10 protein-coding genes and 2 pseudogenes are annotated in these 12,765 nt (G+C 45.0%); 11 read left to right on the plus strand and 1 reads right to left on the minus strand.

What is annotated here, in order from left to right:
• Window positions 1–5: 5 nt before the first annotated feature.
• Window positions 6–1,316 (plus strand): APC family permease, encoded by a 1,311-nt coding sequence (locus tag CWI76_RS01765; protein ID WP_126758662.1) that lies wholly within the window; start codon window positions 6–8, stop codon window positions 1,314–1,316.
• Window positions 1,317–1,342: 26 nt separating this feature from the next.
• Here CWI76_RS01765 and CWI76_RS01770 read toward each other — a convergent pair whose 3' ends face one another.
• The gene (locus tag CWI76_RS01770) at window positions 1,343–2,089 is read right to left on the minus strand and encodes a MauE/DoxX family redox-associated membrane protein (protein WP_126758663.1); all 747 of its coding nucleotides are present in this window, start codon (window positions 2,087–2,089) and stop codon (window positions 1,343–1,345) included.
• A 129-nt stretch (window positions 2,090–2,218) separates the two neighbouring features.
• On the opposite strand from CWI76_RS01770, the gene CWI76_RS01775 reads away from it, so the two are divergent.
• The 10 genes and pseudogenes from CWI76_RS01775 to CWI76_RS01825 form a co-directional block, all read left to right on the plus strand.
• The gene (locus CWI76_RS01775) at window positions 2,219–2,920 is read left to right on the plus strand and encodes a ferredoxin reductase domain-containing protein (RefSeq protein WP_241967965.1); all 702 of its coding nucleotides are present in this window, start codon (window positions 2,219–2,221) and stop codon (window positions 2,918–2,920) included.
• Between the two features lie 660 nt (window positions 2,921–3,580).
• Entirely contained in the window at window positions 3,581–4,870 is a 1,290-nt protein-coding gene (locus tag CWI76_RS01785; protein ID WP_241967928.1) for a TolC family protein, read from the plus strand.
• 1 nt (window position 4,871) lies between these two features.
• Window positions 4,872–6,398 (plus strand): efflux RND transporter periplasmic adaptor subunit, encoded by a 1,527-nt coding sequence (locus CWI76_RS01790; RefSeq protein WP_126758665.1) that lies wholly within the window; start codon window positions 4,872–4,874, stop codon window positions 6,396–6,398.
• Window positions 6,391–9,516 (plus strand): efflux RND transporter permease subunit, encoded by a 3,126-nt coding sequence (locus tag CWI76_RS01795; RefSeq protein WP_126758666.1) that lies wholly within the window; start codon window positions 6,391–6,393, stop codon window positions 9,514–9,516. Before CWI76_RS01790 ends, CWI76_RS01795 begins: the two co-directional genes overlap by 8 nt.
• A gap of 99 nt (window positions 9,517–9,615) precedes the next feature.
• Window positions 9,616–9,984, plus strand: coding sequence for a hypothetical protein (locus tag CWI76_RS01800; RefSeq protein ID WP_126758667.1), 369 nt, complete (start codon window positions 9,616–9,618; stop codon window positions 9,982–9,984).
• Window positions 9,985–10,098: 114 nt separating this feature from the next.
• On the plus strand, window positions 10,099–10,437 hold the full coding sequence (locus tag CWI76_RS01805; protein ID WP_126758668.1) for a P-II family nitrogen regulator: 339 nt from the start codon (window positions 10,099–10,101) through the stop codon (window positions 10,435–10,437).
• Between the two features lie 57 nt (window positions 10,438–10,494).
• Window positions 10,495–10,866 (plus strand): cation transporter, encoded by a 372-nt coding sequence (locus CWI76_RS01810; RefSeq protein ID WP_126758669.1) that lies wholly within the window; start codon window positions 10,495–10,497, stop codon window positions 10,864–10,866.
• A gap of 27 nt (window positions 10,867–10,893) precedes the next feature.
• On the plus strand, window positions 10,894–11,352 hold the full coding sequence (locus CWI76_RS01815; RefSeq protein ID WP_126758670.1) for an ATPase: 459 nt from the start codon (window positions 10,894–10,896) through the stop codon (window positions 11,350–11,352).
• A gap of 45 nt (window positions 11,353–11,397) precedes the next feature.
• A pseudogene (locus CWI76_RS01820) lies at window positions 11,398–11,778 on the plus strand (IS30 family transposase); the annotation flags it as partial.
• 12 nt (window positions 11,779–11,790) lie between these two features.
• Window positions 11,791–12,684, plus strand: a pseudogene (locus tag CWI76_RS01825) (IS3 family transposase); the annotation flags it as partial.
• Between the last annotated feature and the right edge of the window lie 81 nt (window positions 12,685–12,765).

Here is a 12,765-nt window from a genome sequence, read left to right on the forward strand (position 1 = left end):
TGATTATGGCAGAACACGCTCATGAACACGGACATCAGGATTATCAGAAAAGCAGCCTGAGTCTTTGGGGGGCGGTGTCGCTGGGGACTGGTGTGATGATTGGCGCTGGTATTTTTGCACTGACCGGACAAGTTGCTCAGCTGGCAAGAGAGTGGTTTGTCCTGGCATTTGTGTGCGGCGGTATCATTGCCGGCTTTAGCGCTTACTCTTACGTTAAGTTGGCGAAAGCCTATCCGTCAGCGGGCGGTATTGCGATGTTCCTCAGTAAAGCTTATGGAAAAGGAAGTGTGACGGCGATATTCGCACTCTTGATGTACTTTTCTATGGTCATTAATGAAAGTTTAGTCGCTCGGACATTTGCGTCTTATACCAGCCAGTTAATTTCTTTTGAAGCGCAGTGGCTTATCCCTTTGTTGGCGGTGGGTTTGCTGGTCTTTGCGTTTTTTATCAATATTTTGAGTAATCAGTTTATTCAAACGTTCTCGTTTTTTATGGCCTTTGTTAAGACTTTAGGGTTGGTCATTTTAGCGGCTGGTGGTTTGTGGGCCTCAGGCATTCAGTTTGAATCGATATCGGCTATTCCAGAAGAAGCTACGGGTGGCGGTATTTTAGCGGGGATTGCTTTAAGCATACTTGCGTACAAAGGGTTTACAACAATAACCAATAGTGGCGGTGAAATTGTTGAGCCTAAGAGAAATGTCGGGCGTGCCATTATTATTTCGCTGATTATCTGCGCGTTAATATACGTTCTGGTCACTCTGGCGGTTGGCTCGAGCCTGTCCATAGATGAGATTGTGAAAGCGAAAGACTACGCGCTTGCTGAAGCAGCCAGACCCGTCTATGGCGAGACCGGACTATGGGTGACGGTCGCTTTTGCAATTGTAGCAACGGTATCAGGAGTGATTGCCAGCGCGTTTGCCGTTTCAAGAATGTTAGCCATGTTGACCAATATGAAGCTTGTTCCACACAGTCATTTTGGCATGCCAGGTTCCATTCAGAAGCATACGCTGGTTTACACCATTGTTATGGCTATGATCTTAGCGGCATTCTTCGATTTGAGTCGAATTGCGTCACTGGGCGCTATTTTTTATATCGTGATGGACATTGCGATCCACTGGGGCGTATTACGGCATCTAAGGCAAAAGGTGAATGCCAATATTTACATACTTGTCAGCGCAATCACGCTAGACGTCATCGTTTTAGTCGCTTTTATATGGGTGAAATGGACGAGCGATCCGCTGGTGATTTGGGCGTCTCTTATCGGTATGGCATTGATTGCCGCTGGTGAGATTTTGTTTTTACGTAAAAAGCGTTAAGAAAAAGAGCGCTATGCGCTCTTTTTCTAGTTCATTGTAAAAAACATCCAGACAGCCATAGCGACCATCATGAGGTTTTCAGTGAGCGAAATGAAGCCTAACGGCACATTACTGGAGCCACCGACACAGGCACATTTTAGCTCGCGTTTGTCGACATAAACGGCTTTAAACACCGATATAGAGCCTACGATGCCGATGAATAATGCGACGGGTATGGATATGACATGGGCGAATTCGGCTGCCATTAACAGACCCGCCAAGCCTTCGGCATAGGGATAAATACGGCCATAAGGCACCCATTTTTTGGCGAGAAGATCGTAATTGAGAAACATAGTAGAGAATTTCTCTACGTCCTGGAGTTTGAGCAAGGCCAGAACCACCATAGAGAAACTGATGAACCACTCGATGGTTTGTACGGTAAATACGCGACCAAAAGACAACCACGACGTGGCTACAGAGAGGAGTGCCGTCATAATAAATAATGCAATAACGGGCCGGTAACTGGTTGCGTCAGGGTCAGGAAGAGGCTTTCCAAGAAAGGCTCGAACCTCCTCGTACCCACCGATACGTTTATCACCAATAAACACTTGTGGAGTGGTATCGACGTCGTGCTTTTTCTTGAATTTGTCGGTTTCTTCTCGGCTTTCCAACAGGTTGTCGTCCACATCGTAACCGTTGGCTTTAAGTAAGTGCCTGGTTTTTAAACCAAAAGGGCATTGGTGGTCAGGTGTCGACATTCTGTAAAGCGTGGCTTTTTTAGTTGATTGACTCATAGCCAAGTTCCTTACGTAAAAGTTATGTATTCGTGTATGCATTATAGTCGGCAAAAGATTAAAAGCATCAATAATCAGAAAAGGGTAAAAATTCATTAAAAATGAAAAATTATTTTTATTTTGAAAAAAGTGGACAACTTTTTTTATAGCTTTTCTAGTCATCTTGAAGAGCTTACTTTTGTAAGTTCAGAGCCCGTTAATTATGAAGCCGGGCAGTTTATGCAGTTTCGTATTCCACACTTAAACGAAATATTGTCACGACATTACTCTGTTGCTACGCGGCCTCACCCGACTCGATTTGTGTTTAACATAAGGCAGCTGCCATCGCCAAGCGAAGGGGTACCGCCGGGGGTGGGATCAAATTACTTATGTAATTTAGAAGCTGGCGCTCGTGTCGATGCCGTTGAGCCATTTGGAGACTTCCAACTGGCAAAGCAAAACTCTCATACACAAGTCTTCATCGGGGGCGGCGCGGGTATTGCACCGTTGAGAGCGTTAATACAAAGTGAATTAGCAGCAGGCTCTCCTCGTCGCTGTATCTTTTTTTACGGCGCACGATATGAAAAAGAGCTCTGTTATAGGGATGAGTTCGAAAGAGATGAGCGGTTAAATTATATACCGGTACTTTCAGAGGTTGCTAAATCAGATGAGTGGGCCGGGCACACTGGCTTTGTGCACGAAACCGCAATGAAATGGTTGGCAGATGAAAACAAAAACACATTGGACGTTTACGTGTGTGGTCCTCCACCAATGCTGAAAGCAACGTTAAAGTCTCTTGCTGACTTTGGCGTTCCGCGAGAACAAGTAAGGTTCGATGACTTTGGTATTTAGAGCTTGAAAGCGCCTGAGTTAGCAATAAATCTGCGTGGTGATGTAGAAGTCGTATCACCATCTGGGTTGACTACCTCGTTATGGGTACTTCCTTTAATTGATTGATCTTTATCAGCCAAAAGAGATACAATGCAAGCATGTTTTTATAGTGAACCTTCGCATGTATCGTTTAATCATTGCCCTACTGCTATTAGCAGTAACAACAATGTCATTTTCACAAACTATCAGTACGGAAAAGGCATGTATGCACGATCCTACTGAGCAAGTTTGCGATCTTGCAGATTGCGAAGTGTCACATTCTCTTACCGATAACTGTTGCTCTGATTCAATGATGCGTCATTGTTACAGCCCGTCAATTACTGTCGTTTATTCTGAGCAATCCACCGTTCCGCCTAGTGAGAAGCTGGTTTTTAACGCTTCCTCATTCTTAGATACGAATATTAAAGAAAAGCACTCTCTCTCGCTATTTCGGCCCCCAATCTACTCTTAAAAAGTACTAAATTTCTCGCTCCTGGCGCGTTTATCGTCCAGGTAAAAGCACAGCTATAAGCTTTGGTTCGGTCATTGTCGTTACGACGTCGTTCGTCGTCCTCGTTACGGTCCGACTCATAACTTGGTCTGTGTTTAATTTAAAAAATCACAGTTTTTGAGAGTAACAATATGAAACTTTTAAGAAGAATGGCTTATTTAAGTGTTCTGACTGTAGTGGTGCCAAATTTTGCAAATGCGCAAGAGCCGCCTTTGAATTTGCAAGACGCAGTGAGTATCGCTGTACAAGAAGACCCTTGGCTAACAGCAAGTAAGCAAACCCAAGAGGCATTCGCGAGTGAAGCGATAGCCTCTTCCAGTTTGCCTGACCCTACAATATCATTCACGGCTGCCAGTTTCCCTGTTGACAGTTTTAGTTCAAGACAGGAAGGGATGGCCCAGTTAGTCGTCGGTGTTTCACAAGCATTTCCCAGAGGAGACACTTTATCGTTGTCTCGTAAGCAGAAAAACCAATTAGCTCAAAAACAACCGTTTTTGAGAGCGGATCGCATTGCTAAAGTCAAAACAACGGTCACTAAGTTGTGGTTGGATGTCTTTTTCTCTCAGCAAAGTATCCGCTTGATTGAATCGGATAGAGCGCTTTTTGAACAGTTAGTGTCAACCGCTAAGGCGAGTTATACCAGTACCGAGGGAAAAGCACGGCAGCAAGATGTTATTAGAGCCCAACTTGAGCTTACACGCCTGGATGATAGGTTGACGTCACTGCGACAAAAAGAGGAGCAACTTCAAAGCGAATTGTCGGAATGGATAGGTGTTATAGCGAAATCAAGGTTACCGGATGACCTTCCGAGTCTTACGCTGAAGAAGACATTGCTATCACCTTCGACAATACCGAATCAAGCCTTGTACGAATTGATAAAAGAACACCCGGTTTTGCAAGCGACCGATCAAGACATTTTGGCGTCGGAGACGTCTGTCGAGCTCGCTCAGCAAGGTTATAAACCGCAATGGTCAGCCAATCTGAAATATGGCCATAGAAACGACGATCCAAGCGGCAATGACCGTGCCGACTTGCTGTCAGTCGGGGTTACGTTCGATGTCCCTTTATTTACTGACAACAAACAGGATAAGCAGGTACGCTCAGCAAAGTTTAAAACGGAAGCAAAAAAAACTGAGAAGTTATTGGTTGCCAGGCAGTTAATAGCCAATTTACGCAGTACGTTTTTACAACTGAACCGTTTGAATGAACGTGCTGCCCTATATCACGAAGAGCTACTTCCACAAATGTCCGCCCAGTCTGAAGCCGCATTGACTGCCTACAACAATGATGATGGCGACTTTGCCGAGGCGGTACGGTCACAGATTGCGGAAATCGACGCAAAAATTGATGCATTAGCAATCGCCATCAACCGCCAAAAATTGATTGCCGAAGCAAACTACTTATTACTTTCAGGAGTGTAAAATGAAAACAGTCACCAAATCTCTTATAAGTTTAGCTGTAGGCTTTGCAGTTGGCGCTGGCGCTATTGGCTATGTAATGCAATCGACTGAAGTGTCTGATCGTTCATCGGGCAATGCAGAAAAAGAGCCGTTATATTGGGTGGCTCCGATGGATCCTAATTATCGTCGAGACAAACCAGGAAAGTCTCCAATGGGGATGGACCTTATTCCTTACTATGGCGATGATGCAGAAGAGAGTTCACCTGGTACGGTGAGAATTGATCCCGACGTTATTAATAACCTTGGGGTTACAACTGCAACCGTCACGTCCTCGAGACTCAACCTAGATATCGAAACAGTTGGCTATGTTCAGTTTGATGAGGACCGAGTATTAACAGTAAGTCCTCGTGTTGAAGGCTGGATTGAGAAGCTTTTCGTAAAAGCGGTTGGTAACTCGGTTAAAGCCGGCGAGCCTTTATACAGTATTTACTCTCCTGAAATGGTTAATGCGCAAGAGGAGCTTGTATTGGCCTCGCAAAGAGGTAATCAGGTGCTAATTGATGCCGCTGAAGAACGCTTAAGAGCTCTGCAAGTCTCTGAATCTGAGATTAAGAAGTTAAAAGAAACTCGTAAAATTCAGAAAACAATCACGGTAAAAGCAAAGCAGTCCGGGGTATTGGATAGACTGACTGTGCGTGAAGGTGCGTTTGTAACGCCGAGTATGAATTTAATGACCATTGCTCAACTGGATAAAATTTGGGTTATTGCAGAAGTCTTTGAGCGGCAATTGAACCAGGTTGAGGTAGGCAATGACGTTCAAATGAACCTTGGGTATGCTCCAGGTAAAGAGTGGCAAGGAAAGGTTGATTATGTCTATCCGTCACTTAACTCTAAAACTCGGACGGGACAAGTTCGAATTCACTTCGACAACCCGGATGGTTTTTTAAAACCGGGCATGTTTGCGAATCTTAACATTAAGGCTGGTTTAGGCGACAAAAACTTAATCATCCCTAAAGAAGCGCTTATCCGAATGGGTGATTCGAACCGAGTTGTCCTGGCACTGGGTGATGGGAAATTTAAATCAGTTAATGTTGATGTTGGGCGGTTAGGGAGCTCGCGAGTTGAAATTTTATCGGGTCTCATGGCAGGTGATGACATCGTTACTTCAGCTCAGTTTTTGATTGATTCTGAGTCCAGTAAGTCCTCTGACTTTAAGCGCATGCAACATGACACGCATGTTGATAACGAGAGCCATGGCAGCATGTCAAGTGACACAGCAGCTCAAGCTGTCTGGGTTGAAGCAACCGTTAAAAATGTTATGCCTCAGCACTCGATGGTTACGCTGGAGCACGGTGAGATTTCTGAATGGGACTGGCCTGCAATGACGATGGACTTCGATGTTGCTTCGGATGTTGAACTTTCTCAGCTTAGCACGGGGTTATCCTTGCATGCGGAAATAACGCAAGTCGGGAAGCAACAGTACCAGCTCACATCGATTCATATTCCTGAGCAAAAACAAGTGACAGAGCAGGAGCATAACCATGATTAAGTCAGTCATTCGATGGTCAGTGAGTAACCGTTTTTTCGTTCTTCTGGCGACATTAATCCTCGTGGGTGTTGGTGCTTTTGCGGTTAAGAATACGCCCGTAGACGCACTGCCGGACTTGTCGGATGTCCAGGTGATCATTAAAACCAGCTATCCGGGTCAAGCGCCGCAGGTGGTAGAAGATCAAGTAACCTATCCATTAACAACCGCTATGCTGTCTGTCCCCGGCGCTAAAACCGTCCGTGGATATTCGTTTTACAGCGACTCCTATGTGTATGTCATTTTTGACGAAGATACAGACGCTTACTGGGCGCGTTCGCGAGTACTGGAATATTTGTCTCAGGTTGCTCCGAAACTGCCTTCTAATGCAAGACCGCAATTAGGCCCTGATGCAACAGGGGTTGGTTGGGTGTATTTGTATGCCTTGGTTGATCGCACGGGTAACCACAATTTGAGTGAGTTACGCAGTATGCAGGATTGGTTTTTAAAGTATGAACTGCAAACGGTCGAGGGGGTTTCGGAAGTTGCCGCCCTCGGCGGGATGGTAAAGCAGTACCAGGTGAAAGTGGATCCGGAGAAGCTGCGCGCATTCAATATTCCTCTTGCTCACATACAAAATGCTATCCAGCGAGGCAATCGGGAAGTGGGGGCGTCGGTGGTTGAAATGGCGGAAGCTGAGTATATGGTCCGGGCCTCAGGCTATATTGATAGTGTGTCAGACTTAGAGAGTATCCCGCTTGGCGTTGATGAAAATGGCACGCCATTATTGCTTAAAGACGTTGCTGATGTGGGTGTGGGCCCCCAAATGAGACGCGGTATCGCCGAACTCAACGGTGAGGGAGAAGCCGTGGGTGGTATTGTGGTAATGCGTTTCGGAGAAAATGCCCAAAAAACGATTGATGGCGTTAAACAAAAGTTGGAAGAATTAAAGTCTGGGCTACCAGAAGGTGTCGATATAGTCACTGTCTATGATCGTTCGGGGCTTATCTCGGATGCCGTGGAAAGTCTCTGGAAAAGTTTAATAGAAGAACTCGCTATTGTCGCGTTTATCTGTGTGATATTTCTCTTCCATGTCCGCTCCTCGCTGGTTGCAGTTATCAGCTTGCCTTTGGGTATTTTAACCGCGTTTATTGTCATGTATTGGCAAGGAATTAACGCGAATATTATGTCACTTGGAGGGATCGCAATCGCTATTGGCGCTATGATCGATGGTGCCATCGTCATGATTGAAAATATGCATAAGCATATGGAAAAAACGCCACTGACAGCAGAGAACCGCTGGCGGGTGGTTGCCGCCTCTGCTTCAGAGGTGGGCCCTGCTCTTTTCTTTAGCTTGCTCATTATTACCGTCAGCTTTATGCCGGTATTTACCTTAGAAGCCCAGGAAGGGCGGATGTTTTCTCCGCTTGCTTTCACGAAAACTTACGCAATGGCAGCCAGTGCAGCCTTAGCGATTACCGTTATCCCCGTGTTGATGGGATATTTTATCAGAGGAAAGGTAACACCTGAGGGGAAAAACCCGCTTAATCGGTTATTGATCGCCGGGTATAAACCGCTTTTAAAAGGCATTTTGAAATACCCCAAGACAGCAGTTGGCGGAGCGCTTGTTATCCTGGCCGTTGGTGTCTGGCCGATTGACAAAATTGGTAGTGAATTTATTCCAGATTTGGATGAGGGCGATTTGATGTATATGCCCACTACCTATCCCGGATTATCAATTGGTAAAGCAAGGGAGCTGTTGCAGCAAACCGACAAGCTCATAAAAACGGTACCGGAAGTGAAGACGGTTTTTGGCAAAATTGGTCGAGCGGATACCGCCACTGATCCGGCACCCCTAACGATGATTGAAACCTTTATTCAACTGAAACCGAAAGATCAGTGGAGAGACGGTATGACCACTGAGAAGTTGAAAAAAGAACTGGATGCGCTTGTAAAGTTTCCGGGGCTGACCAATGCGTGGGTTTACCCCATTAAAACTCGCATTGATATGTTATCGACAGGTATAAAAACGCCGGTAGGTATAAAAGTTGCCGGAGCTGATCTTAATGAAATTCAGAAGATCGGTCAGCAGCTTGAAACGATACTTGATGATGTCGATGGTACGGCTTCTGTTTATTCAGAGCGAGTGGCTGGTGGACGCTATGTCAAAGTCGACATAAAAAGAGAGCAGGCTGCACGTTATGGCTTGAACATTGAGGATGTTCAGCAGGTTGTTGCCACGGCTATTGGCGGAATGAATGTTTCAGAGACCATTGAAGGGCTTGAACGTTACCCAATAAACTTGCGCTACCCTCAAGATTACCGTGATTCGCCGGAAGAATTAAAGAAGCTACCTTTAGTTACGCCAAACGGGCAGCGTATTAGTTTGGCGGATGTGGCTGATGTCTACGTTGAACTTGGACCGCCGGCAATTAAAAGCGAAAACGCAAGACTTAATGGCTGGACTTTTGTCGACATTGAGGGAGTTGATGTCGGCACTTATGTTGAAAAAGCAATGAAGGTTGTAGAACAAGAACTCGAGTTGCCAGCAGGGTATTCAGTTACCTGGTCCGGGCAGTACGAATATATGGAAAGGGCAAAGGAAAAACTGACTTACGTGATTCCGTTAACGCTCGCGATTATTATCGTTCTTTTATATATGAACTTTCGAAACGCTACAGAAATCGCCATTATATTGGGAACTTTGCCTCTCGCATTGGTGGGGGCAATCTGGCTAATGTATCTTTTAGATTATAATTTCTCAGTTGCTGTAGCGGTTGGTTTTATAGCTCTAGCAGGTGTCACTGTAGAAATAGGAATACTAATGCTGACTTACCTAAACCAGTCCTATAATGAATATGAAAAAAGTCAGTTAGAGCATGGTAAAGCATTAACGAAAGAGGGTCTCTCTCTTGCCGTAATGGAAGGGGCAGGACTTCGTGTTCGCCCAGTCATGATGACGGCCGTTTCTACAATTGCTGGTTTATTGCCTATAATGTTTAGTACAGGGACTGGGGCTGAGGTGGTTAGTAGAATAGCGGCGCCAATGGTTGGAGGAATGATCAGCGCTGTTATCTTAACCTTGCTCGTATTACCTGCTGTTTACTATTTGTGGCGAAAGAAAGACGTTAAGGTTAGATGATACCTTACTCTGTAAATATCACCTGCGCATCTTTGATCTCGATCAATGATGTGCAGGGGGTAGTATGCTAATTTATAGCATGGCAATAGGAGCGCACATATGTTTCAAGCAAAATTTTTAGTTGTGCTTATGTTAGGAATAGTGATACAGCTATCCTTCCCAGCCGCTCCTCCTTATAACAATGCTTCCAATGTACAGCACGAAAAAAGTGTTAGCCATATGGATGTTAGCAACGAAAGCAAAGATAACTTTCATTGCGATGAAAGTGAGCAATCTATCATTGACGACTGTTATTGCTGCGTAGCTGATAAATGCTCTATGGATGAAGAGTGTAACTCTGCGAACTCACCTCTAGTATTTATTCAATTCGACACCTTGATAAACTCTCCTAGCAACTTGCCACATCCCTTGTCTTATAAAGCTGATGTGAAGCAAATACTCTTCGATATTTACTACCCTCCGAAATAGCACTACTAAATTACAACTCTAGATTTTCTCGAAATTTAAGTAACTAGACTAAACACAGTCCATAAGCTATATGTTTTAGGGCTTTTAGGGCTTTTAGGGCTTTTAGGGGGGTATATGAACCTATCTAAAATTACCGCTATTTTTGATCAACTTCGACAAGACTCAGTGGATGAGGCTCTCATCGGCCGTGGCATTAGCGGCTTTACGCTGTTTCCTGTGCGAGGACGGGGTTACTACTTCGATAGCTATAACGATGATCACTTAGTTGATCACGTACAGCTTGAAGTTTATGTGAACAGTGATGATGCGCGTGATGTTGCCCTCTTGGTAGTTGAAGCGGCCCATACTGGGGTATCTAACGAGGGATTAGTTTCTATCTCGCCAATCGATGAATTGTTCTGGGTTCACGATAAACGAGCAGCCACTAATAAAGAGCTTTCGTTACAAAGTTAACACCGAGCAAATGTTGCCTGAAACGTATTGGTAGTTTTAATTAACAGGACAGTATTGATGTCAAATAACGATCATAGAGCAGGAGTGCGGGAAATTAACTTAGTCAATCGCACATTAAAGCTAAACACTGAGAGTGTGAAAAAAGTTCGCGAAGCGATTAACGAAATCGATCGCTTGGTTGGTCTCGATAGCGTTGCCTATGACTCTGAGCATAACTTGTTATTGGTAGCTTATGATGCCTCTAAAGTGGATCTCAATGTTATAGAGGAAAAGCTCAGGAAGTTTGGTGTTGAAATAAATAGTGGGTGGTGGACTCATCTGAAAGAAGAGTACTACAAGTTTATTGACCAAAATATTAAAGATAATTCGGAACATACACCGTGGAGTTGTCACAGAAGTCCGCCAGTTAACAAAAGCAAACGAAAGTAACGATTAATTATAGGTAACGAGTAAAAAATGCAAATAGAAACAATCAAAGATGTGCTGAGTTGGACCGTTGATTTCCACAAAAACCTGAAGGAGTGTGTTACTCACTGCTCTAAACAAAACCAAGATGAACGAGCTCGGATGATTCTAAACTACGTGTCGGGTCATGAGGCTAGCTTAGAGCGAATGGTCGAAGGTTTTTTGAGTACAGCAAACCGAAATGCATTAGACACTTGGTGTTATGACTATATTGGGAAACATCCCATCGTTGAGCATGGACACTGTGATTCGCCTTTTAAAGAGTTAGATACTGATCACATTATGGAGAACATTGTAAACCATCATGAGCAAGTCATTGAGTTGTATGAACACCTATATTCCCGTGTTGATATAGACAGCGCAAAAGAGCTGTTAGAAACAGTAAAAAACGTTGAAGAAAATGAAATTAAACGAATGGTGCACACTGCGAATCGATTTTCGGATATGTAGTGAGTGACGGTTTTATCGTTGGTACTTTACGGGAAATAGCTTGTAACTATCCTATTGAAATTAGCTGGCAAAGACGCGGAGTCGGTTTACCGGGCGCTGTTAAAAATATTTAAGCAGATGCCGGCAGAATACCGGAAATCGCTCACCTGGGATCGCGGTATGGAACTGGCTAAGCATGCTGATCTAACAAAAGAAATTGGTATACCCGTTTACTTTTGCGACCCCCAATCACCATGGCAACGAGGCACAAACGAAAATACTAATAGTTTGGTTCGGCAATACTTCCCAAGAAAAACTGATTTATCTGTTCATTCACAGGAAGTTCTTAACAACGTAGCGACCCAATTAAACGAGAGACCGAGAAAAACATTGAGCTTTATGACACCGTCACACATGATTGATAAGGGTGTTGCGTTGATGACTTGAATCTACATCAGCCTTCTTCGCGAAAGAAATAAAGTAAAGTTTGAATTCATCAAGGTCGAATCTGGCAACTATCCAATCAGGGCTCTGTGTCGGGTTATGAAGGTCAGCAAGTCGGCTTACTATGACTGGTGCAAGCGCCCGGGCAAGCTGATTGGCGCTCAAGAGCTGCAGCTTCGCCGCCGGATCAAGGAACTGTTCAAAGCGAGCAGATCCAGCTTGGGCAGCCGGAAAATGATGAAGGCACTTCGCGCGGAAGGCTTTGAAATTGGCCGATACCGGGTTCGCCGGCTTATGGATCAAATAGGCTTGAAGGTGACGCAGCGCGTGGCTTACAAAGTAACCACCAAGCGCAAACACAGCGACAGCGTAGCGGGCAATTTGCTGAATCAGAATTTCAACCCAGTGGGCCCGAATCAGATCTGGGCGGGCGATGTGACCTACTGCCGCACCGGCGAAGGCTGGATGTATCTGGTGGTTGTGATGGACCTGTATTCGCGGCGCATCGTGGGCTGGGCAATTGATAAAACGATGACCACCAGTTTGGTGCTGCGGGCTCTGATTACGGCTTACAACCTGCGCAGGCCGAGCAAGGGGCTGGTGTTCCATAGCGACCGCGGGTCGCAGTACACCAGCAAGCGGTACCGGAAGCAGCTTCAGCGTTTTGGTATGCGAGCGAGTATGGGCGACGTTGGCGCCTGCTGGGACAACGCAGTTGTTGAACGATTTTTTGGCAGCCTGAAACATGATTGGCTCTTTAAAGTGTCACAACCGACACGTGAACATATGAAAAGGGATGTGGCCGCTTACATCCGTTACTACCACCTGGAGCGACTACATTCGGCCAACGGCGGCAGGTCGCCAGTTAACCATGAATTATTGTTTAAAAATGTGTCCGGATTTAGTTGACCAGTACATCCAATGGATTAAAGTGGTGCTGAAAAGAAGTAAATGTATGCAGTCATGAGGCTATACGCACGCATATACGGA

This window comes from Pseudidiomarina marina (assembly GCF_003987045.1).
Lineage (GTDB): Bacteria > Pseudomonadota > Gammaproteobacteria > Enterobacterales > Alteromonadaceae > Pseudidiomarina > Pseudidiomarina marina.

Bases quoted from the DNA above. Each gene is read 5' to 3' on its own strand.
- CWI76_RS01785 (WP_241967928.1), top strand. From the start codon at position 3,581: ATGAAACTTTTAAGAAGAATGGCTTATTTAAGTGTTCTGACTGTAGTG.
- CWI76_RS01765 (WP_126758662.1), top strand. From the start codon at position 6: ATGGCAGAACACGCTCATGAACACGGACATCAGGATTATCAGAAAAGC.
- CWI76_RS01795 (WP_126758666.1), top strand. From the start codon at position 6,391: ATGATTAAGTCAGTCATTCGATGGTCAGTGAGTAACCGTTTTTTCGTT.
- CWI76_RS01810 (WP_126758669.1), top strand. From the start codon at position 10,495: ATGTCAAATAACGATCATAGAGCAGGAGTGCGGGAAATTAACTTAGTC.
- CWI76_RS01790 (WP_126758665.1), top strand. From the start codon at position 4,872: ATGAAAACAGTCACCAAATCTCTTATAAGTTTAGCTGTAGGCTTTGCA.
- CWI76_RS01800 (WP_126758667.1), top strand. From the start codon at position 9,616: ATGTTTCAAGCAAAATTTTTAGTTGTGCTTATGTTAGGAATAGTGATA.
- CWI76_RS01815 (WP_126758670.1), top strand. From the start codon at position 10,894: ATGCAAATAGAAACAATCAAAGATGTGCTGAGTTGGACCGTTGATTTC.
- CWI76_RS01805 (WP_126758668.1), top strand. From the start codon at position 10,099: ATGAACCTATCTAAAATTACCGCTATTTTTGATCAACTTCGACAAGAC.
- CWI76_RS01770 (WP_126758663.1), bottom strand. From the start codon at position 2,089: ATGAGTCAATCAACTAAAAAAGCCACGCTTTACAGAATGTCGACACCT.